Source organism: Microlunatus sp. YIM B11417, assembly GCF_059617205.1.
The window spans coordinates 133,190-154,337 of record NZ_JCAMPJ010000010.1 but is presented as its reverse complement, the minus strand read 5'-3'; the positions used below and the strand labels follow the sequence as shown (position 1 = coordinate 154,337).

The following is a 21,148-nucleotide window of genomic DNA, read 5'->3' as shown; positions in this document are numbered from 1 at the left end:
GCGGACCCCGATCGGCGCCCGTCCGGCCGAGGTCAGCGAGGCTGCGGTGGGGGAGGGTTGCGGTAGTCGTCGTACATCCGGTCCACCTGGCGCCGCCACTGCAGGACCTCGTCCCGATAGCGGGTCAGGTCGTCGGCGGGGATCGTCTCGGCCAGGTTCCTGGTCTCGCCGGGATCCGCGGCCAGGTCGAACACCTCGTCCGGCCGGTAGCCGTAGTGGTGGATGTACTTGAGCGAGCCCTCGATCCGGGCCAGGCACCTGGCCTCCTCGAAGCAGCTGATCATGACCGGCGGCCGGGCCGCCCGGCTCAGCAGCGACGCCGACCGGTACGTGCCGCCGCTGATCGAGTAGCCGAGCAGGTCGGTCACGGTGGGCAGGATCGCCGGGTGCTGCACCGGGGTGGTGATCCGTTCCCCGCCGGCGAACCGCTGCGGGTCGTGCACGATCAGCGGGATCTGGACGCCCTCCTGATAGATCGTGTTGTCGTGCTGGCGCAGCTTGTGCTCGCCGAAGCCCTCACCATGATCACCGGAGATCACGAAGATCGTGTCGTCGTAGAGCCCGAGGTCCTTGAACTGCTGGATCACCTTGCCCACAAAGCGATCCTGGTATCGCAGCCCGTTCAGGTAGTTGTTCAGCTCGGGGTCGTCGGCGAGCTGTTCGGTCTCGAACCCGTCCGGCATCGCGTAGTCGTGGTGGGCGGTGACGGTCAGGTAGCCGAGCAGGAACGGCCGGCCGGGATCGCGCTCGATCCAGTCGCGGCTCGGCGTCAGCATCACGTCGTCCTCGTAGCCGAAGTAGTTGGCCGTCGAGAACTCGTCGGTCGGCAGGTCCTCGGTGCCGGCGAAGTCGTCGAAGCCGAACTGGTTCGTGATCACCTCGCGGCGCTGGTCGTACGTCTCGGTCGCGGACTGGAAGAAGCCGGTCCGGTAGCCCTGCTCGGACAGCAGTTCGGGCAGGCAGCGCCCGGCCACGCCGCGGCCCTCCGGCTCCTCGAGCCCGGACTCGCTGTTCCTGGTGTCGAACGGCGGCTCGATCCCGCAGTACGTCGCGGTCAGCGACTTCGACGTGTGCGGCATCACGGCGTACGCGTGCTCGGCGACCAGACTGGGCTCGGCCAACGCGGCGAGGTTCGGTGTGATCGACGGGTCCGCCGCGTACGGGGCGGTCGAGATCGCCCGCTGCGACTCGAGGGTGATGATCACCACGTTGCGGCGCTCGGCCTTCGGACCGGCGACCAGCTTGGTGCCGACCGGCGGGCTGATCGTGTCCGGCTCGGGCAGGTCGGCCGGTCGGGTGGCCGCCCGGTCGTCCAGGCCGCTCAGCCCGACCGCCAGCACCGGCGTCCGGGAGAAGTAGCTGGGCGATGACGGCCCGCTGTAGACCGCGCCGAGCAGCAGCGCCAGGGTGAGCACCGCCGCGGCCAGCGGCGGCCGGCGGGATCCGGCGCCGCGACCCTCGGCCCGGCGGGCGAACAACCGCAGCATCAGCGCCGGGCCGGCGACGGCGTACCCGATGGCGGACAGGAGCAAGATCACGATCGCCGGCTGCAGTTCGGCGGCGATCAGCCCGGAGATCTCGCCGGCGGAGTCGACCGCCGAGGTGAGCCGCTTCAGCGTCAGCGGCGAACCCGTCCGCAGGTAGTAGACGTGGAAGGCCGTGGTCACCGCGGCGACGATGATCGCGGAGCCGTGCATGGTGAAAAGGGCGACCGGACGGCCGAACCGGAGCCGGCCCAGGGTGGCGAAGATCACCATCCAGGCCAGCCCGAATCCCGTACCGAACAACAGATCCGAGCTGAGCTGGTCGAGCAGCGCGATCGGTCCCGGCAGCTCGCCGCGGTCCGCGATCCGGATGATCTTGAGGACGATTCCATACCCGGCGAGCGGGATCAGCAGGGCCGCCAGATAGGCGGCGGTACGGCGATCGAGGAACCAAATCCGGGAGGAGATCGGGTGATCGTCGGCGGCGGTAGAAGGGCTCGTCGGCTCGGCGGTCATCGTTCGTACGATACCTGCCGGACGCGAACGGTTCGCCCGGCGGTCACCCGGCCGACGGTCGCCGTTCGCTCGGGCGCAAGATCAAGAACGCGGCCGTGATCAAGATCACCAGGCCGAGCAGGGCTGTCGTCGAGGCGATCAGGTTCTGCACCGGCGACCAGGTGAGCTCGACGTCCGCGCCACCCGGCAGTTGCTTGTACGGGGCGATGACGATCCACCCGACGAACACCCAGCCGATGATCTGGAACCACAGCGGCAGTCCGCGGACCCGGCCGACCTGCCGCGGCAGCAGGGGCCCGGCCAGGCAGAGCGCGATCGGCACCACCCACACGAAGTGGTGGCTCCAGGAGACCGGCGAGGCGAGGAGCCCGGCCAGTCCGCACAGCGCCACCGCGAACCCGGTCATCCCGCGGCGGTGCCAGAGCAGACCGACCCACGCCCCGAGCAGCGCGACGACGGCGCACGCCGCGAGCGCCAGCAGTTGGCTGCCCCGGCCGATGCCGAGCACCCGGACCACGTCGGCCATCACGGACTGGTTGGTGAAGTAGACGAAGCTGTTGCCGAGCCCGGTGTCGCCGTGGGCCAGCCGGCCCCAGAAGTCCAGCGAGGTCGCCGGGACGATCGCGGCGGCCGCCAGGGTGAGCGCCGCCGCGGAGCCGATGCTGACCAGCCCGGCCCGGCGCTCCGGATCCAGCCCGCGTCGCCCGGCCCCGAGCAGCATCAGCCAGAAGATCGCCGGAGTGAGCTTCACGGCGGCGGCCAGCCCGGTCAGCACCCCGGGCGGCAGCAACCGTCGGCCGGGCAGGATCCGCGGGCCGGGCACCAGATCGAGCACGACCAGGGCGACCAGGAAGATGCCGACCTGGCCGAAGCTCAGGGTCTGGTTCACCGGTTCGGTGATGAAGATCGTCGCCGCCCCGACCAGCGCCAGCCGGGTCCCGCTCAGGCCGAACCGGTGCAGCACGGCGAGCACGGCCAGCACGCCGCCGATCGTCCAGACCACCTCGACCAGGGCCAGCGGCAGCAACGCCATCGGCACCGCGAGCAGGGCGGCGATCGGCGGGTAGAGGAACGGCAGCGATCCGGGCAGGTGGTACGGATCGCCGCCGTCGAGCAGCGTCTGACCGGCCAGCCGGTACACCTCCAGGTCCACCATGACCGGATCCCACGGGAACAGGGTGCCGCCGCGGAACGTGGTCGAGCCGACGTAGAGCCCGATCAGGATCGCCGGCAGGCTGATCAGGAACCCGGCCAGCAGCCGGCGCGGAGTCAGCGGGGGTCCGGGCTCCGGGTCTGTGAACGGGTTGGCCCAGCGGTGGCGGCGGCGGCCGGAACTCGTCCCGTTCGACGTCGGCGTCGCAGATCTACGCGTGGACGGACCCATGGGCTCGATCTAACCAGTTGTCGCCGCGGCCCGCGGGGACGGTGGTCAGGTCAGCCGGGTCCACGTGACCGGGAACACCGTTGACCTCAACTTCACTTCAGGTCGCACCGTGGTGGGCATGAGAGCGATCAGACTTCATGCCTTCGGCTCCCCGGACCAGCTCGTCCTGGACGACCTGCCCGACCTCGAACCGGCGCCCGACCAGGTCCGGGTGGCCGTCGCGGCGAGCGGGGTCCACCTGCTCGACGCCGTGCTGCGACGGGGCGAGACGGGCGGACCGATGCCCCCGCCGGAGCTGCCCACGATCCCCGGGCGGGAAGTGGCCGGACGGGTGGACCGGATCGGCGCGGCAGTCGACCCGACCTGGCTCGGCCGCCGGGTGGTCGCCCATCTCGGCCTGGTTCCCGGCGGGTACGCCGAGCAGGCGGTCACCACGCCCGACCTGCTCTACGACCTCGACGCGCTAGGCGGCCCGGTGTCGGCCACCGACGCGGTGGCTCTGGTGGGGACCGGCCGGACGACGGTCGGGGTCCTCGGCAAGGCGGCGCTCGGACCGGAGGACACGGTGTTGATCCCGGCCGCTGCGGGCGGGATCGGCTGGCTGTTGGTCCAGGCAGCCCGCGCTGCCGGGGCCGCCGTGATCGCCGCGGCCGGCGGCCCGGAGAAGCTGGACCGACTGCGTGCCCTGGCGCCCGACGAACTGGTCGACTACAACGCGCCGGACTGGCCCGAGTCGGTACGGAAGCCACCGACCGTCGTGCTCGACGGCGTCGGCGGCGAAGTCGGCCGGGCGGCGTTCGAGCTGCTCGCGCCGGGCGGCCGGTTGATCATGTTCGGCTACTCGGCCGGCTCGGCGACCCGGTTCGACAGCGACGAGCTGGTCGCCCGCGGCCTGACCGCCTCCTGGGGTTTCGGCTTCCGTCCGGGGACCGGGCCGACCGCCCTGCGCCCGTACGTGGAGGAAGCGCTGCGCCGGGCCGCCCGCGGTGAATGGCAGCCACTGGTGAGCCCATACCCGCTGGCCGAAGCGGCCCGCGCCCACGCCGACCTGGAGCAACGCCGAACCGTGGGCAAGGTCGTCCTGACCTGACCCCCCGATTTTCGCCGACCGGTCACCAAAGCAGCGGTTCTGGCGGCGTGTCGCTGCAGGAGTGACCGGTCGGCGTGTGGGGGCGGGCTTCGGACCGTGCGCCGGGACCGGTGCCTCACGATCCCGTCGTGCTCCCGCCATGTAGCGCGAAGTGCTATAGTGCATTTTGCACTATGAAGAGGAGGGGCGATGGCGCGCGGTGCGGATCTGGTCGGGCTCACGGTGCTGGCGATGCTCTCGGTGCGGGACAGTCACCCGTACGAGCTGCAGCGGTTCATCGTGGCGACCCACAAGGACTACGTGACCGGGCTGCCGCGCAGCCTGTACCACGCGGTCGAGCGACTGACCCGCGACGAGCTGATCGAGCCGGCCGAGACGGTCCGGGACGGGCGGCGCCCGGAGCGGACCGTCTACCGGATCACCGACGAGGGCCGTGGCCAGCTGGCCGGCCGGCTGCGGACCTTGATCGAAGTCCCGGACCTGGACCGGCGGACGTTCGTGGCGGCCGTCTCGCTGCTCGGCGCGCTGCCGGCCGCGACGGCGCGGCAGTCGCTGCGGACCAGGGCCGCGACGATCACCGGCACCGTCACCGGGCTGGCCGAGCAACTCACCGCCCTGCGCGGCGAGGGACTGCCGGACGTGGTGCTGCTCGAACTCGAGTACGAACGCGCCGTGCAGCAGGCCGAACTCGACTGGATCGGCACCGTGCTGGACCGGATCGAGCGCGGCGAGCTCGACTGGGCCGGCACCGTGCGGCTCGACCTCCTCGACGACGTGCTCCGCGAACCGGAACCAGAATCAGGGAGAACCTCATGATCAACACCGCCGAACCCGTCCACCAGCTGTTGCACCGGCTGACCGACACCTGGAATGCCGGCGACGCCGCCGGCTATGCCGACCTGTTCACCGAGGACGCCGACTACATCACCTTCTTCGGTCTGCGACTGCGCGGCAGGACCGCGATCGAGGAGGGGCACCGGGAGCTGTTCCGGATGCCGATCAAGCTCGAGCCCTACCAGGGTGAGGCGGACATCAGGTCGCTGGCCGACGGCGCGATGTTGATCATCGCCGGCGGTTCGTCGACCGTCGACGGCAAGCCCGACCCGACTCGCGACTCGGTGATCAGCCTGACCGCCGTGCAGACCGGCGAGGGCTGGAGGTTCGCGTCGTTCCAGAACACGAGGGTGTCGGATCCCCGTGGCTGAACGGAAACTCCTGGCCGAGGTGGCCGGGCGGATCGACGCGCCGATCGACCAGGTCTGGCCACTGCTCCGGGACAACATCGCGGCCACCGAGACCGACGGCTACACGGCGGCTCACCAGGGCGGCTGGTGGTACCGCGGCGAGTGGTCGGCCGAACCGGACGGCACCGCGACCATGATCATCCACCGGGTCTACAACGTCGCCGAGTGGCTGCGCTGGGGCGTGCCGCTGGCGAACCGCTTCTTCCTCGGCTTCCGGGAGTCGACCCGATCCGGGTTCGAGCAGGGGATCGCCGAGGCGGCCCGTCGCCTCGGCACCACGTCCCGGCTGGTCGACCTCGGTCAGCTCGCCCGATAGGTCCAGTCGCCGCCGAGCAGGGTGCCGTACACCGGCATCGCCCGGAGCTGCTCCGCGGTCGCGGTCAGCGGATCCAGCTCGGTGATCACCAGATCGGCCGGATCGCCCGGCCGGACGGCGGCCCGGCCGTCGGTCGAGGCGTTCAGTGCCTCGGTGACGCCGATCCGCTGCTCCGGGTGCCACGGCGGCTCGGCTCCGGCGGTACGGTGCACGGCCGCGGCGATCGTGATCCACGGGTCCAGCGGCGACACCGGCGCGTCCGAACCCAGCCGCAGGGTGGCACCGGCGGCCAGCAGGCTCGCGAACGGGAAGGCCCGGCCGGTCCGGCCGGCCCAGTGCCGGTCGGCGACCGCCCGGTCGGTGATCAGGTGGTCGGGCTGCACGCTGGCGATCACGCCCAGTTCGGCGAAGCAGGGCAGGTCCTCGTCCCGGAGCAGCTGGGCGTGCTCGATCCGGCCGCGGCTGCCGGTGGCCCGGAAGGCCCGCAGCGCAACGGAATTCGCGCGGTCGCCGATCGCGTGCACGGCGCTGTCCAGCCCGGCCGCCGCCGCCTCGGTGATCATGGCGGTCAGCGTCGCGAGGTCGTACTGCAGGATGCCGTGATCATGATCATCGGCCGGCTCCGGGTAGCGGTCCCAGCAGGCCGCGGTCCGGGTGTTCAGCGAGCCGTCGGTCATGATCTTGTACGGGCCGAGGGTGAGCAGCCCGTCGCCGTCGGGCAACGCCTGTCCGGTGCGCAGCCCGAGCCGGGCCGCGTCGGCGAGTTGCGGGGGATAGACGCCGCACTCGACCCGGAGGGACCGGATCCCGGCCGCGACCCGGCGCGACCAGACGGCCAGGTTGTCCTGGAACTCCAGCTCGACGATCCCGACCACGCCACGGGCCGCCGCGGCCAGCGCCGCTTCCGCGATCTGATCGTCGGAACGTTCCTCGTCGCCGTCGCGGAGCTGCTGCAGCACGGCGAACGCCGGGGTCTCCCGGACCAGGCCGTCCAGGGTCGGCTCGAGACCGTACCGGCGGAAGGCGGTCGAGTTCAGCCAGACGCAGTGCAGATCGTTCGACGCCAGCACCACGACGGTGTCCGGCGGTGCGGCCCGGTCGAGTGCGGCCAAGGTCGGCTGGTCCGGCCAGGCGGCGTCCCGGAAGCCGTAGCCCGTGATCACGGCCGGTGCGTTCGCGGCCCTGGCGGCGACCAGGTCGACCACCGCGGCCGCTGACCCGGCGCCGGTCAGGTCGAGCCGACGCCGGGCCGCGGCCCAGTGATCGAAATGGACATGGTGGTCCCACAGCCCGCGGAGCAGGAACCGGCCGTCCAGGTCGATGATCTCGGCTCCGGCAGGATCACCGCCGACCCGGCCGTCGGTGATCACCAGATCGACCGGGTCCGCCGAACCGACCAGCCGCACCCGGCGGAGCAGCAGCGGGCGGCTCACTCCAACCAGCCGCTGATCGTCCGGCCCACGCCGGACTCCTCGTTGCTGGGCACCACGGTGAGGTCGAGTTCGAGCAGCAAGGGGTGCGCGTTGCGCATCGCGTGCGGACGACCGACCGTCGACAGCAGGTCAAGATCATTCGGCATGTCACCGAACGCCGCGACGTCGGCCAGCGGGATGGCCAGGTCGGCGCAGACCTCGGCCAGCATCGAGGCCTTGCTGACCCCGAGCCGGCTGATCTCGATCAGGCGGGACCCGGGCAGCGACGAGTGGGTCACGGTCAGCAGGTCACCGACCAGCTCGGTGGCCGCGACCGCCAGCTCGTCGGAGCTCTTCGACGGGTGCCGCAGCAACACCTTCACATGATCACCGCCGACGGCCAGTTCGTCCGCCGGGCCGACCGTCACCGCGGGATCCGCGGCACTGTCATCGGTGAGCAGATAGCCCGGCTCGTACCCGAAGCGCTCGCCCTCCTCGAACGCGAACCTGGAGCCCGGCAACGCCTCCCGGAGCACCTGGACCGCCTTCAGGGCCAGGGATCCGTCGATCGTGTGGGACCTGGCGATCCGTCGCTCCGTGACGTCGTACAGGACCGCGCCGTTGCTGGCGATCACCAGCGGGTGGATGCCCGGCAGGTCGCTGATCACGTCCAGCCACCGGATCGGCCGGCCGGTCGCGAAGATCACCGGAATGCCGGCCCGCTGGGCCGCGACCACCGCGTCGGCGTTGATCGCGGACACGGAGCCGTCCGGGGAGAGGAACGTCCCGTCGAGATCGGAAACGATCATGGCCGGCGGCGTCGCCGCGTCCCGGGTGCCCGGCCGCGGGCCGGGATCGACGTCGGTCATCGCGCTACAGCCTGGACCGCGGCGAGGGCGTACCACCGCCGGATTCGGACGGCGTCGGACCACCGGTCTGACCCGGCGACGGCGAGCCCGACATGGACGGCGTCTGGCTCGGCGACCCCTCGGTCGGGGACGGCGAGCCCTCGGAGGGCGACGGCGAACCGGAGGACGGCGACGGCGAACCCGAGGACGGGGAAGGCGAACCCGACGAAGGAGGCGGCGACCCGGACGACGGCGGCGGGGAACCCGACGAAGGCGGCGGCGAGCCGGACGGCGGCGGGCTGGCGGTCGGCGGAATCGGCGGCGGCGGCGACTGCGGCGGCTGGTTCCGGAAGATCAAGATCGCGATCAGGACCGCCAGCGCGGCCAGCAGCATCATCAGCAGCCAGGAGATCAGGATGCTGACCCAGCCGGCGCGGTCGTAGCGGCCGGGCCAGGGCAGCGGCCAGAGCCGGGCCAGGCCCGGCTTGATCCGGTCGATCCAGTAGAGCCGGTAGTCGGGCCCGGACGGTTGTCCCTGCATCGGCAGCGTGGCCAGCGTGACCTGGTCCAGCACCCGCTGCGCCTCCGCCGCGGCGGCCGGCGAGCCGTCGTACGCGAGCGCGGCCCATGGCGCGGCAGGGTGGCCGTCCGGGGTCACCGGGTCGTCCTCGTCGCTCTGGTAGCGGCGGCCGAGCCGTCCGGTGTCCTGACCCTCACCGCCACGCGCCAGCACCGTGTCGATGTGCATCGCGTTGACCACGCCGGCGAACCGGTCCCGGGCCGCGGCGTCGGCCGCCGCGCCCTCGGACAGCAGCACGATCATCACCGGCACCCCGCCGGCCGGCGCCGAGGGATCGGTCGGATGCGGGCCGTGCCCGGTGTAGACCACACCGGACGGGCCCGCGGTCAGCCGCGCGTCGAGCCAGAAGCCGCCGATCTTGGGCGGGTCGTCGGGCAGCAGCGGATGGACCGGGACGTACTCCGGCTGACCCGGCGGCGGTTCGGGTGTGGACATCGCCACCCATCTCACCACATCCCGGGGCATCGCAGCGCGCCGACCACGACCGTGGCGGACCCCCGCTGTGCGGAGGCTGTGAATCGCTCCCCGAGGCGTGATTCCGGGTCTGCCGGTTTGTACGGTGGGAGACCCCCGAAGGTGGGCCGATGCGATGGTGGAATGGCGCTGCCGCGTCGGCATCGGCCCGCCCTGCAGGCCGTCACGGCGCGAAACCCCGTCTGCGAGAATGACGTGGCGCCGGAGGCACCGGTAGGTTCGTGGTGGCAAGCGGGCCAGTCGCGCGTCGGACCCGGCCGGTTCCGCGCGGCAGGCGAAGAACGACGAGGAGACTGAGTGAGCAGCGCGACACAGGGCCAGCAGACCCAGGGCGCCAATCAGCGAGTGGCCCAGCTGCTCGGCGAGGCGATCTCCCAGGTGCAGCGGGTCATCGTCGGCCAGGAACACATGGTCGAGCAGTTGATGGTCGGGCTCCTGGCCAAGGGGCACATCCTGCTCGAGGGCGTGCCCGGTGTGGCCAAGACGCTGGCCGTACGAAGCTTCGCGACCGTGGTCGGCGGCGAGTTCGCCCGGATCCAGTTCACTCCGGACCTGGTCCCGTCCGACATCGTCGGCACCCGGATCTACAAGGCGAGCCAGGAGGGCTTCGACGTCGAGCTCGGCCCGGTCTTCGTCAACTTCGTCCTGGCCGACGAGATCAACCGTGCGCCGGCCAAGGTGCAGTCGGCGATGCTGGAGCTGATGGCCGAGCGGCAGGTGTCGATCGGCGGCAAGACCCATCCCGCGCCGAAGCCGTTCATCGTGATCGCGACCCAGAACCCGGTCGAGTCCGAGGGCGTCTACCCGCTGCCGGAAGCGCAGCGGGACCGGTTCCTGCTCAAGGTCGACGTGCCGTACCCGCGGGGCAACGAGGAGTTCGAGATCCTGCGCCGGATGAGCGTCGACCCGCCGTCCTCGAATCCGGTGCTCAACCCGGACCTGGTCCGCGACCTGCAGCGGCGGGCCGAGGACGTCTTCGTGCACAACCTGGTCGCCGAGTACATCGTCCGGCTGGTGCTGGCCACCCGGACCCCGGCCGAGTTCAACATGCCGGACCTCACCTCGGTGATCCAGATCGGCTGCAGCCCGCGCGCCACCCTCGGCCTGGTGGCCGCGTCGCGGGCGCTGGCCCTGATCCACGGCCGTGACTACGTCCTGCCGACCGACGTCCAGGCGGTCGCCAAGGACGTCATGTCGCACCGCCTGGTGCTGGGCTTCGACGCCGTTGCCGACAACATCAACCCGGCCCAGGTGGTCGAGCGGATCGTCGCCATGGTGCCGCCGCCGACACCGGTCTGGAACAACCAGCAGCAGGGCTCGCCGAACCACCAGCAGGCGCCGCAGCCGGACTTCCACTAGGAGGAAGGCCCAGCCGTTGTCGCAATTCCCACCACCCTCGGGGGCTCCCGCCTTCCCGCCGCCGTCGGGACCGCCGGCCATGCCGTCCCAGGCGCGGCCGCTGCCGCCGCCCAGCGGCCAGCCGGTCGAGTTCGCCGAGCCCAGTCCGGACCAGGCGGCCCAGCACGGTGCGCCGTCGTCGGTACTCGGCATGCCCACCCGGCCGACCATCCCGCTCAACAAGCTCGCCCCCGAGGCCGCGCTGCGCCGGCTCGAACTGGCCATCGTGCGCCGGCTCGAGGGCTTCCTGCACGGTGATCATCTCGGGCTGCTGCCCGGCCCCGGTTCGGACACCAGCGACGCGCGGGCCTACATCGCCGGCGAGGACGACGTCCGCAAGATCGACTGGGCGGTGACCGCGCGGACCACCGTCCCGCACGTACGGGACACGATGGCCGACCGCGAGCTCGAGGTGTGGGCGCTGCTCGACGTCACCCCGTCGATGAACTGGGGCACCGAGGGCGTCACCAAGCGTGACCTCGGCATCGCCGCGATCGCCACCATCGGCTTCCTCAGCCAGAAGATGGGCGACCGGTTCGGCGGCTACATCATGCGGCCCGAGCAGCTGCGCCGGCTGCCGGCCCGGTCCGGCCGCTCCGCACTGTACGGGCTGCTGCGGCGGATGCTGACGGAGCCGTTCGTGCCCGACCACGCGCACGGCCCGATGTCGCTGGCCGCCTCCGTCGAGCAGCTGTCCCGGACCCAGCGGCGGCGCGGCCTCCGGGTCGTCGTGTCCGACTTCCTCACCCCGGGTGACCACGAGCTCGACCCGAACGTGGAGCCCGAATGGGAACGCGCGATGCGCCGGCTCGCCGTCCGCAACCAGGTGCTCGCGATCGAGGTCGTGGACAAGCGTGAGATCGAGTTCCCCGACGTCGGCGACATGCTGATCCGGGACCCGGAGACCGACTTCGAGCGCTACGTCAACACGGGCGACACGGACGCCCGGGCCCGGATGGACGCGGCCAGCTCCGCGCAGCGGGAACGGATCCGGATCGCGCTCCGGCGGGCCGGGGTGGGCCACATCCAGTTGCGTACCGACAGAGACTGGGTGCAGGACATCGCCCGGTTCGTGCTGGCGTACCGCCGAGTCGCCAGCATGTTGCACGCGCCGCCGCAGGGAGTGGCCAAGTGAACTTCATCGAATGGCTGAGGGATCTCACCTTCCTCTCGCCGGACCGGCTGTTCGCGCTGCTCGTCATCCCGCTGCTGATCATCGGCTACATCTTCGCCATGATGCGGAAGAACCGGCGCGGGATGCGGTTCACCAACACCTCGATGCTGGAGGCGGTGATCCCCAAGCAGTCGCAGTGGCGGCGGCACCTGGCGGTCGCGCTGTCGATCCTCAGCCTGGTCACGCTGACCGTCGCCTGGGCCCGGCCGAGCAACAAGGTGCCGGTGCCCCGGGAGCGGGCCACGGTGGTGATCGCCCTCGACTCGTCGCTGTCGATGCAGGCGGTCGACGTCCAGCCGACCCGGTTGGACGCGGCCAAGAAGGCGGCCAATGAGTTCGTCGAGCAGCTGCCCGACAAGTACAACGTCTCGATCGTCGCGTTCGCCGGCTCGGCGTCGATCCTGGTGCCACCGACGCTGGACCACAACACGGTCGAGAACGCGATCAACGGCATCCAGCTGGCCGAGTCGACCGCGATCGGCGAGGCGATCGCGACCTCGATGCGGGCGCTGCGCCAGGCGCCGAAGGACCCGAACGATCCGGACAACGTCGCGCCCGGGGCGATCGTGCTGCTCAGCGACGGTACGAACACGGCCGGTCGGGCGCCGAAGCAGGCGGCCGCCGCGGCGGCCGAGGCGAAGGTGCCGGTCTACACGATCGCGTACGGCACCGAGAACGGTTACGTCGACCTGGACGGCAAGCGGGAACCCGTACCGGTCGACCACGCGTTGATGCAAGAGATCGCCCGGGACACCCAAGGCGAGTACTTCAAGGCGGCGACCGCCGCCCAACTGGAGCAGGTGTACAAGAACATCGGCTCCGAGGTCGGTTTCCAGGACTCGACCGTCGAGCTCACCGCCCGGTTCGCCGGCTACGGACTGCTCTTCGCCGTGCTCGCTGCTTTGGGCGCGATCTCGTTGGGGGCAAAATGGCCGTGATCCACTGTCCGCGTCCTGAGCCTGTCGAAGGACTCCGCACATGATGATTCCGATGATCGCCTTCATGGAGCCGCTCCGGCTGCTGTTGCTGCTGCTGGTGCCGGCGCTCGTCGGCGTCTACCTGATCCTGATCTGGCGGAAGAAGCAGCGCAGCAACACCTCCGGGCGCACGATGTTCGACTTCGTCATCCCGAAGGAACGGACCTGGCTGCGGCACGTCGCGGTCGGGCTGGCGGTGCTCAGCCTGGCCACGTTGACCGTCGCGTTCGCCAAGCCGAAGGACGAGGTGGCCGTGCCGCGCCAGCGGGCCACGATCGTCGTCGCGATCGACATCTCGCTGTCCATGCTCGCGGAGGACGTACAGCCGAATCGGCTCGACGCCGCGAAGGTCGCCGCGGCCGACTTCGTGAACTCGCTGCCGGCCAAGTTCAACGTCTCGCTGGTCTCCTTCGCCGGTACGGCCTCGACGCTGGTCCCGCCGACCACCGACCGGGACGTCGTCACCGCCGCGATCCGCGACCTGCAGCCCGACCAGGGCACGGCGATCGGCGAAGGCATCTACACCTCGCTGGCCGCGCTGACCCAGGTGCCGCCCGACCCGGACGACCCGAAGGCGCCGGTGCCGGCCCGGATCGTGCTGCTGAGCGACGGCAAGACCCAGCTCGGCCGGTCCTCGGCGACCGCTGCGGAGCAGGCGAAGGCGCAGAAGGTGCCGATCTACACGATCGCGTACGGCACCCAGACCGGCACCATCGAGATCGGCGGCCGGATCGAACGGGTGCCGGTCGACCTGGCCGAGCTGCAGCGGATCGCCAAGATCACCGGCGGCGAGGCGTACGAGGCCCGGTCGGCCGGGCAGCTGAAGGAGGTCTACGCCGACATCGGCACCTCCGTCGGCACCGAGAAGGTCGAGCAGGAGGTCACCGAACGCTACGCCGGCTTCGGTCTCGCGTTCGCGATCCTGGCCGCCCTCGGCATGATCTCCCTCGGCGCCCGCTGGCCCTAGGAGCCCGTGCCCGGGTTCGTCGCCCGATCCCCAATTGGCACAGATCTGCAAGGCAAGGCTGCCCGGCCGGCGGATTCGAGCGGCAGGGCGTCGTTGCGCTGCAGAACAGTGCCAATTGGCGTGAGCCGCGCTCGCCCTGCCGGACCCCGTCGTCCACGGCCGGGACGACGCGGACGCTATCCGGACTCATCTCGATCGGACGGCTGGACGACGCGCTCGCCGAGACGCCACGCCGCCGGGACAACGCGCGCCGGCACCGCTGGCTGACCAGGTCGCGCCGCCGGCCATCGTCCGCCGCGGAACGCAACCTGCACGAGCTGCTGCGACGGGCCCGGATCGACGGCTGGCTGGGCAACTGCGCCATCCGGGTCGACGGGGTCCGCTCTGTGGTCGACGTCGTGTTCCACCGGGAGCGGGTCGCGATCGAGGTCGACGGCTATGAGTTCCACCGGCACGAGGAGCAGTTCCATCGTGATCGACGGAAATGGACCGATCTCGCCGCCGCTGGCTGGACGGTGCTGCACTTCACCTGGCCGCACTTGACCGAGGATCCCGAATGGGTGCTCCGGTCGATCCGCGGCGCACTGATCAACGGCCGCCTGGGCCGCGCCGCCTGATCACCTGACACACAGCCCCGCAACGCAACGCCTTCGCCGGTTGCCGTGCCGCGTCGTCGGCGCCGGCCGTCAGAGGATCGAGGCGAAGGCGGCGGACAGGGCGAGGGCGCCGCCGCCGAGCAGGGTCATCCGCTCGGTCGGATCGGCCATGATCACGGTCGGCGTGACGCCGTCGCGGTCCGGGCTGTAGGCGACCAGCCAACGCTCCAGCAGATCCCGCATCCGGGTGCCGCCGGCGCAGACGTCGCCGTGCATCAGGTAGCGGCCGGAGGCGATCATCTGCTCGTTGTTGGCCAGGCCGACCGCGAGGTTCTGGGCGTACAGCTGGAGCAGGTCGGCGGCGACCCGATGATCTTGGTCGGCCAGCTCGGTGAGCCGGCCGCAGTCGATCTTGGCCGGCTCCGGCAGGCCGCGTCGCTCGGCCTCGGCGCGGAGCCAGGTCAGGGTGGCGATCGTCTCCCAGCAGCCGATCCGGCCGCACGGGCAGGGCAGGCCGTGCAGGTCGACGACGGTGTGGCCGTACTCGCCGCCGGCGCCCTGTTCGCCCCGGACGATCTCGTGGTCGTAGACGAGGCCGAAGCCGAGCGCCTCGCCCGTGTAGACGGAGGCGAAGCTGGCCAGCCCGCGGCCGTGGCCGAACCATTTGTCGCCGAGCGCCTGCACCCGCGGATGGTGATCGATGTAGACCGGGACACCCAGCTCGCGGCCCAGTCGTTCGGTGGCGGGGTAGTGGTTCAGCACCGGGGCCAGCTGGAGCGAGATGATCGAACCGCTGGCCGTGTTGATCGTGCCGGACGCCGCGATGCCGACGCCGAGCAGGCTGGCGTCGTCGAAGCACTCGTGCGCGACGGCGAAGATCGTCCGTTCGATCTCGGCCAGCGGCGCACCGCTCTCGAGGGGGCGTTCGGCCTGGTGCCGGATGGTGCCGTCGACGCCCAGCCGGGCCCCGATGATCGCGTGCGGTGCGATCCGCATCGAGCCGAGCTCGGGCCCGTCGGGCCGGAACCAGACCGGCCGGGCCGGCTTGCCGCCGGCGGGTGAGGCGGCCACCGAGGCGCCCTCGACCAGGGTGCCGTTGTCGATCAACGGCTGCAGGATGGAGGTGATCGTGGCTCGGTTCACCTGGAGGGCACGGGCCAGCTGGGCGCGGGACGCCGGGCCGTCGCGGTGCAGCAGTTCGAGCACCCTCGAGCGATTGGTGCGTCCGATCGCCGCCGGGCTGAGCAGGCCTGGCTTCCGGGTCGGGCCGATCGTGGTCACCCGCTGCCTCCGATCTCGTGGCTTCTGTCGAGCATCATCATCGCCGTAACGGGATCGTCATCGGTGCCCTCTCGACGATCTCGTCCGCAGTATGTATGGTTTCACAACAAACATACTTCGGGAAGGTCTTCGAAAGGGTGATGTGGATGTCAGCAGCCGGCCGGCCGCGCTTCGGGGTCGTGGGAGGCGGAATCCGCGGATCGCTGTTCGCAGCGGCGATCCGGCAGCATCCGCAGGCCGACCTGATCGCCGTCTGCGACCCCGATCCCGCGGTACGGGAGCGTGCCGGCAGCGACCTCGGCGTTCCGGTCCACCCGGATCTCGACGCCATGCTGGCAGCCCATCCGGACCTCACCGCTGCCGTGATCGCCACCCCGGACTTCGCCCATCGCGAGGCCGCGGTGCGCTGCCTGGACCAGGGTCTGGACCTGATGATCGAGAAGCCGCTGGCCACCACGGTCGCCGATGCCGACGCGATCGCCGCGGCAGCCGAGGCGCACGGCGCGAAGATCATGATCGCCTTCGAGAACCGCTGGAACCCGCGCTTCGCCGAGGTCCGCCGCCAACTCGGCGCCGGTGAGGCCGGCGCCGTGGTCAACCAGGTGATCAACCTGAACGACACGATCTTCGTCCCCACCCAGATGTTGTCCTGGGCGGCGCAGAGTTCCCCGGCCTGGTTCCTGATGCCGCACAGTCTTGATCTTGCCTGCTGGCTGTCCGGCAGCCGCCCGGTCGGCGTCTTCGCCCGTGGGGTGAAGCGGGTGCTGCCGGCGCTCGGCGTCGACACCTGGGACGCGATCACGGCGACCTTCACGATGGACGACGGCTCGGTCACGGTGCTCAACTCACAGTGGGTGCTGCCCACGTCGCTGCCGGCGGTCTTCGACTTCCGGTACGAACTGCACACCGACACGACCAGCTTCCGGCTGAACATCTCCGACAGCGGGCTGACCCGCTACGACGACGCCGGCGGCCAGTGGGTCCAACTCGGCGGCTACCGCCACTACGACGAACTCCGCGGCCTCGGCGTCGACATGATCGGCGACTTCGTCGCCGTCCTGAACGGTGCCGACCGCGACCTTCCCGGCATCGCCGCCGGCCGCCTGATCACCGCGGCCATCGCCGCGGTGCACACCAGCCTGGAGAGCGGGCTGCCGCAGGAAATCTGATCACTCCGACGAAGGAGCGCACCATGACGAACAACCTCTTCACCCGCCGGTCCGCCCTGGGCCTCGGTGGTCTTGCCGCCGGCGGCCTCGCCCTCGGCGGTTGCGTGAGTGCCAACGACCCGGGCACCGGTGGCGCACCGGCCGGCGGTGAGGCGCCGCTCAAGCCCGGCGCCCAGCCGACCGGGCAGCTGACGATCATCGACGACAACACGAACACGACGTTCCAGAAGTCGACCATCGCGGCGTTCGAGAAGGCGACCGGTATCAAGATCGCCTCCTACACCCAGGGCAACTTCAACGACCTCCATGATCGTTACGCCACCCTGTTCGCCGCCCAGGACTCCAGCGTCGACGTCGTGATGACCTGGGCGGGCTGGTCCGCGGAGTTCGGCCAGGCCGGCTGGTTGCAGGAGCTCGATCCGTCGGCCGTGCCGGGTGACCTGATCAAGCCGGCGCTGGACGCGGTGAGCTGGCAGGACAAGGTGTACGGGCTGCCGAAGTTCTCCAGTGTGCAGACGATGTTCTGGAACAAGACCGCCTTCGGCAAGGCCGGTCTGGACCCGGAGATCGGCCCCGAGAACTGGGACGCGTTCGTCACGGCGGCCAAGCAGCTCACCACCGATGATCATTACGGGTTCGCCTGTGATCTGGGGAACCCGGCGGGTGCGTACCAGAACTTCCTCCGGATGCTGCTGCTGAACGGCGGCGAGATGTACGACGCCGACTACCAGCCGATCTTCAATGACGAGGCGGGCGTCGAGGCGTTGACCCGGCTGGTCGAGCTGCTCCAGGTGCACAAGGTGATGGACCCGTCGTCGCTGCAGCTCAGCCACTCGGCCGACCTCGCCGACCTGTTCGCCCGCGGCGGCGTGTCGATCGTCTTCAACTGGCCGTTCCAGTGGTCGGTGGCGACGGGGGAGAAGTCGTCGCTGGACGCGAAGACGGTGGGCAACGGGCTGATCCCGGGGATCAGCGTCCGCTCGGCGACGATCGACGGCTCGGAGGGCTTCGCGATCAGCAAGTTCTCCAAGAACAAGGAGGCCGCACTGGCCTGGCTGCAGTTCGTCGCGACCGGCGAGGTGCAGCGCGAGATCGTGGCCGGCGAGGGCTGGTTCCCGGTCTCGGAGTCGGTGCTCACCGACCCGGCCAGCCTCGAGGCGCTGCCGGTGCTGTCCACGTACCAGCAGTCCACCGAGTACGCGACCAAGCGGTACGGCACGCCTTGGTCCAGTGAGCTGGACCAGCTGCTGTCGGTCCAGCTCAACCAGGCCATGAACGCCAAGATCACGCCCAAGGAGGCACTGGACGCGACCGCGGTCGGCACCAGGGAACTGGTGGCGAAGTACCTGCCGCGCTGAGCCGACGTCCACCGTGAGAGGGAAATGATCATGAGCGTTGCCAGCAGGACGGACGTCCGCCGGCTCCGGGACGTCCGGTTCGGCGTGCTGATGGCGCTGCCCGCGGTCGCGATCGTCGTGGCGCTGCTCGGCTATCCGATGGGGTACGCCCTCTACATGTCCGGCTTCCAGTGGAACGACAAGATCGCCGGGGCCCGGCCGTTCGTCGGCCTCGGCAACTACGCCGACCTGGCGACCGACGGGCAGTTCCTGGCCGCCCTCGGCCGGACCCTCTACTTCTCGGTGTTCACCGTGCTCGGCGGCGTCGCCCTCGCGGTCGCGATCGCGGTGCTGCTGAACCGGGAGTTCCGCGGCCGGACGCTGGCCCGGGTGCTGCTGCTGGTGCCGTGGGCGGTGCCGCCGGTGGTGAACGGGATCATCTGGAAGGTGATCTTCGACGGCCCGGGCGGGATCGCCAACACGGTGCTGCTCCGGCTGGGCGTGGTCCCGGAGCGGGTGCAGTGGCTGGCCGACCCCGGGCTCACCATGAACGTGTTGATCTTCGCCGAACTGTGGAAGCTGCTGCCGTTCCTCTGCCTGCTGATGTTGGCCGGCCTGCAAGGCATCCCGGCGAACATCTACAAGGCCGCGGTGATCGACGGCGCCGGTCCCTGGCAGCGGTTCACCAGGGTCACGCTGCCCAACCTGCGCGGGCCGATCCTGTTCGCCCTGGTGGTGCAGTCGATGTGGTCGCTGAAGGTGTTCGACACGATCTTCGTCCTGACCGGCGGCTCCGGCGGTCCGGCCGAGGGAACGACCACGATCAACTTCCTCGCCTACCTGACCTCGTTCAGCTATCTCGATCGCGGGTACGGGGCGGCGATGGCCGTGATCACCATGGTGCTGGTGATCGTGGTGACCGTCGTCTGGATCGCGATCTTCCGGCAGCGCGGCGAGAGCGGAGGACGATCATGAACCGTTCGACGGGCTCGGGGCGCGGGCGGCGGGACCGGCGGCGACTGATCGGCACCGTCGTGCACCGGGCGCTGGTGGTGCTGTTGTTGATCTACCTGCTGGCGCCGTTCTGCTGGATGGTCGTCTACAGCCTCTACCCGCCGGAAGCCTTGCAGGGTGGGGGATACTCGTTCGGGGCGGTCACCTTGGACTCGTACCAACGGCTGCTGGCGGACGGCTCGTTCCTGGTGCCGATGGCGAACTCGGCGATCGTCGGGATCGCCACCACGATGATCACGATGACGCTCGGCTCGGCCTGCGCGTACGTGCTGGCGCGGGCCAGGTTCCGCGGCCGGCAGGCGCTGCTGCTCGGCATGCTCACCGTGCAGGCGATCCCGGTGATCGTGCTCGCCGTGCCGCTGTTCATCCTGCTGCGCGCGTTCGGCGCCTACGACCAGCTGATCGGGCTGATCATCACCTACACGGCGTTCATCCTGCCGCTGGTGGTCTGGATGATGGTCGGCTTCTTCGCCGACCTGCCGCCGAGCCTGGAGCGGGCGGCCCGGATCGACGGCTGCAACCGGCTCCAGGTGATGACCCGGATCGCCGTACCACTGGCGGCTCCGGGGCTGGCCGCGACCGCGATCCTGGCCTTCATCACCAGCTGGAGCGACTTCTTCCTGGCCAAGGTGCTGACCACCAGCAAGGCGGTGACGCTGCCGGTCCGGACCGCGGCGTTCCAGGGACTGTTCGCGATGGACTACACGTCGGCGGCGACCGCCGGCGTGATCACCGCGGTGCCGGTGTTGATCTTGGCGCTGCTGGCCCAGAAGTGGATCATCCGTGGCCTGGTCGAGGGCGCGGTGAAGGGATAATCATGGCCGAGATCAAGTTGGTCGGCGTCAGCAAGTCGTTCGGTCGCGGCAAGCGCTCCGCGGTCGCTGTGCACGACCTCGACTACACCATCGCCGACGGGCACTTCGTGTCGCTGCTCGGCCCGTCCGGCTGCGGCAAGTCGACCACGCTGAACATGATCGCCGGGCTGGAGGACGTGTCCACCGGCGAGATCCTGATCGACGGGCACCGGGTGGACGACCTGGAGCCGGACAAGCGTGATCTTGCCTTCGTGTTCCAGGACTACGCGCTGTATCCGCACATGAGCGTCTACGACAACATCGCCTTCGGGCTCCGGATGCGCAAGGTGCCGCGGGACGAGACCGACCGGCGGGTCCGCGACGCCGCCCGGCGGCTCGACATCGAGCACGTACTGGACCGCCGGCCGCGGCTGTTGTCCGGCGGGCAGCGGCAGCGGGTCGCACTGGCCCGGGCGATCGCGCGGCGGCCGGCGGTGTTCCTGTTCGACGAGCCGCTGTCCAACCTGGACGCGTTGCTGCGTGATCAGACCCGCAGCGAGCTGAAGCTGCTGCATGCCGAGCTCGGCGCCACCAGCGTCTACGTCACCCATGATCAGGAGGAGGCGATGACGCTGTCGGACAAGATCGCCGTGATGAGCCGCGGCCGGCTGGAGCAGTACGGTTCCCCGTACGAGATCTATCACCGGCCGGCCACGGAGTTCGTCGGCTCCTTCGTCGGCAAGCCGCGGATGAACCTGCTGGACGCCCAACCCGCCGACCGAGGCCGGCTGGCCGTCACGGGCACCCGGCTGACGGTGGCGGTCGCCGAGGCACAGAGCGGCCCGGTCCGGGTCGGACTCCGTCCGGAGGAGTGCGGCCTCCGGCCCGCGGCGGCCGACGACGCGCACGGAACCGTGCGGGTCGTCGAACCGCTCGGCAACGCCTCGGACGTGATCATCGACCTGGACGGCACCCCGTTCACCGCCCGGGTCCCGGGCTTCGGCGAGCTGCGTCCCGGCGACCCGGTCATGATCGACACCAGCCGCGCCACCGTGCACTGCTTCGACCCGGAGTCGGGCCTGCGACGGTGACG

General features: G+C 70.6%; 20 protein-coding genes. 14 read left to right on the top strand and 6 right to left on the bottom strand.

Annotated features, from left to right (window positions below):
- Positions 1-32: 32 nt before the first annotated feature.
- Positions 33-2,000, bottom strand: coding sequence for an LTA synthase family protein (locus tag AC6CCG_RS30355; protein WP_496658535.1), 1,968 nt, complete (start codon positions 1,998-2,000; stop codon positions 33-35).
- A 43-nt stretch (positions 2,001-2,043) separates the two neighbouring features.
- Entirely contained in the window at positions 2,044-3,384 is a 1,341-nt protein-coding gene (locus tag AC6CCG_RS30350; protein WP_496658533.1) for a glycosyltransferase 87 family protein, read from the bottom strand.
- 118 nt (positions 3,385-3,502) lie between these two features.
- On the opposite strand from AC6CCG_RS30350, the gene AC6CCG_RS30345 reads away from it, so the two are divergent.
- The 4 genes from AC6CCG_RS30345 to AC6CCG_RS30330 all read left to right on the top strand — a co-directional run bounded on the left by AC6CCG_RS30345 (position 3,503) and on the right by AC6CCG_RS30330 (position 6,034).
- The gene (locus AC6CCG_RS30345; protein ID WP_496658532.1) at positions 3,503-4,474 is read left to right on the top strand and encodes a zinc-binding dehydrogenase; all 972 of its coding nucleotides are present in this window, start codon (positions 3,503-3,505) and stop codon (positions 4,472-4,474) included.
- Positions 4,475-4,663: 189 nt separating this feature from the next.
- Positions 4,664-5,290 carry a PadR family transcriptional regulator gene (locus tag AC6CCG_RS30340; protein WP_496658531.1) on the top strand — a complete coding sequence of 209 codons (627 nt, stop codon included), beginning with the start codon at positions 4,664-4,666 and terminating at the stop codon, positions 5,288-5,290.
- Positions 5,287-5,679, top strand: a complete 393-nt coding sequence (locus AC6CCG_RS30335; RefSeq protein WP_496658530.1) for an SgcJ/EcaC family oxidoreductase — start codon at positions 5,287-5,289, stop codon at positions 5,677-5,679. Before AC6CCG_RS30340 ends, AC6CCG_RS30335 begins: the two co-directional genes overlap by 4 nt.
- Positions 5,672-6,034 carry a hypothetical protein gene (locus tag AC6CCG_RS30330; RefSeq protein ID WP_496658529.1) on the top strand — a complete coding sequence of 121 codons (363 nt, stop codon included), beginning with the start codon at positions 5,672-5,674 and terminating at the stop codon, positions 6,032-6,034. The genes AC6CCG_RS30335 and AC6CCG_RS30330 overlap by 8 nt, the downstream gene beginning before the upstream one ends.
- On the opposite strand, the gene AC6CCG_RS30325 is transcribed toward AC6CCG_RS30330, so the two are convergent.
- The 3 genes from AC6CCG_RS30325 to AC6CCG_RS30315 are packed head-to-tail and all read right to left on the bottom strand — an operon-like array spanning position 6,019 to position 9,309.
- A complete protein-coding gene (locus tag AC6CCG_RS30325) occupies positions 6,019-7,467 on the bottom strand; it encodes an amidohydrolase (RefSeq protein WP_496658528.1) in 1,449 nt (482 codons plus the stop codon). The two genes, AC6CCG_RS30330 and AC6CCG_RS30325, sit on opposite strands and share 16 nt — an antisense overlap.
- The gene (locus tag AC6CCG_RS30320; protein WP_496658527.1) at positions 7,464-8,315 is read right to left on the bottom strand and encodes an HAD hydrolase family protein; all 852 of its coding nucleotides are present in this window, start codon (positions 8,313-8,315) and stop codon (positions 7,464-7,466) included. Before AC6CCG_RS30320 ends, AC6CCG_RS30325 begins: the two co-directional genes overlap by 4 nt.
- Before the next feature lie 4 nt (positions 8,316-8,319).
- Positions 8,320-9,309 carry a hypothetical protein gene (locus tag AC6CCG_RS30315; RefSeq protein WP_496658526.1) on the bottom strand — a complete coding sequence of 330 codons (990 nt, stop codon included), beginning with the start codon at positions 9,307-9,309 and terminating at the stop codon, positions 8,320-8,322.
- Between the two features lie 336 nt (positions 9,310-9,645).
- Between AC6CCG_RS30315 and AC6CCG_RS30310 the strand changes: the two genes are divergently transcribed.
- The 5 genes from AC6CCG_RS30310 (at position 9,646) to AC6CCG_RS30290 (ending at position 14,481) form a co-directional block, all read left to right on the top strand.
- Positions 9,646-10,707 carry an AAA family ATPase gene (locus tag AC6CCG_RS30310; protein WP_496658525.1) on the top strand — a complete coding sequence of 354 codons (1,062 nt, stop codon included), beginning with the start codon at positions 9,646-9,648 and terminating at the stop codon, positions 10,705-10,707.
- Between the two features lie 190 nt (positions 10,708-10,897).
- Positions 10,898-11,881, top strand: coding sequence for a DUF58 domain-containing protein (locus AC6CCG_RS30305; RefSeq protein ID WP_496658580.1), 984 nt, complete (start codon positions 10,898-10,900; stop codon positions 11,879-11,881).
- A complete protein-coding gene (locus tag AC6CCG_RS30300; protein WP_496658524.1) occupies positions 11,878-12,858 on the top strand; it encodes a VWA domain-containing protein in 981 nt (326 codons plus the stop codon). The genes AC6CCG_RS30305 and AC6CCG_RS30300 overlap by 4 nt, the downstream gene beginning before the upstream one ends.
- A 43-nt stretch (positions 12,859-12,901) precedes the next feature.
- Entirely contained in the window at positions 12,902-13,864 is a 963-nt protein-coding gene (locus AC6CCG_RS30295) for a VWA domain-containing protein (RefSeq protein WP_496658578.1), read from the top strand.
- Positions 13,855-14,481 (top strand): endonuclease domain-containing protein, encoded by a 627-nt coding sequence (locus AC6CCG_RS30290; RefSeq protein ID WP_496658577.1) that lies wholly within the window; start codon positions 13,855-13,857, stop codon positions 14,479-14,481. The genes AC6CCG_RS30295 and AC6CCG_RS30290 overlap by 10 nt, the downstream gene beginning before the upstream one ends.
- A gap of 69 nt (positions 14,482-14,550) precedes the next feature.
- Here the strand turns inward: AC6CCG_RS30290 and AC6CCG_RS30285 are convergent, their stop codons facing one another.
- On the bottom strand, positions 14,551-15,741 hold the full coding sequence (locus tag AC6CCG_RS30285) for an ROK family protein (RefSeq protein WP_496658523.1): 1,191 nt from the start codon (positions 15,739-15,741) through the stop codon (positions 14,551-14,553).
- Between the two features lie 146 nt (positions 15,742-15,887).
- Here AC6CCG_RS30285 and AC6CCG_RS30280 point away from each other — a divergent pair, with 146 nt between their 5' ends.
- From AC6CCG_RS30280 to AC6CCG_RS30260, 5 genes are read left to right on the top strand one after another with little or no spacing between them, the layout of a single operon-like run.
- A complete protein-coding gene (locus AC6CCG_RS30280; RefSeq protein ID WP_496658522.1) occupies positions 15,888-16,910 on the top strand; it encodes a Gfo/Idh/MocA family protein in 1,023 nt (340 codons plus the stop codon).
- A 23-nt stretch (positions 16,911-16,933) separates the two neighbouring features.
- Complete coding sequence (locus AC6CCG_RS30275; RefSeq protein ID WP_496658521.1) at positions 16,934-18,268, top strand: extracellular solute-binding protein; 1,335 nt, start codon at positions 16,934-16,936, stop codon at positions 18,266-18,268.
- A 30-nt stretch (positions 18,269-18,298) separates the two neighbouring features.
- Entirely contained in the window at positions 18,299-19,222 is a 924-nt protein-coding gene (locus AC6CCG_RS30270; RefSeq protein WP_496658520.1) for a carbohydrate ABC transporter permease, read from the top strand.
- A complete protein-coding gene (locus AC6CCG_RS30265) occupies positions 19,219-20,076 on the top strand; it encodes a carbohydrate ABC transporter permease (protein ID WP_496658519.1) in 858 nt (285 codons plus the stop codon). Before AC6CCG_RS30270 ends, AC6CCG_RS30265 begins: the two co-directional genes overlap by 4 nt.
- 2 nt (positions 20,077-20,078) lie before the next feature.
- Positions 20,079-21,146 carry an ABC transporter ATP-binding protein gene (locus tag AC6CCG_RS30260; protein WP_496658518.1) on the top strand — a complete coding sequence of 356 codons (1,068 nt, stop codon included), beginning with the start codon at positions 20,079-20,081 and terminating at the stop codon, positions 21,144-21,146.
- The last annotated feature ends 2 nt before the right edge of the window (positions 21,147-21,148 follow it).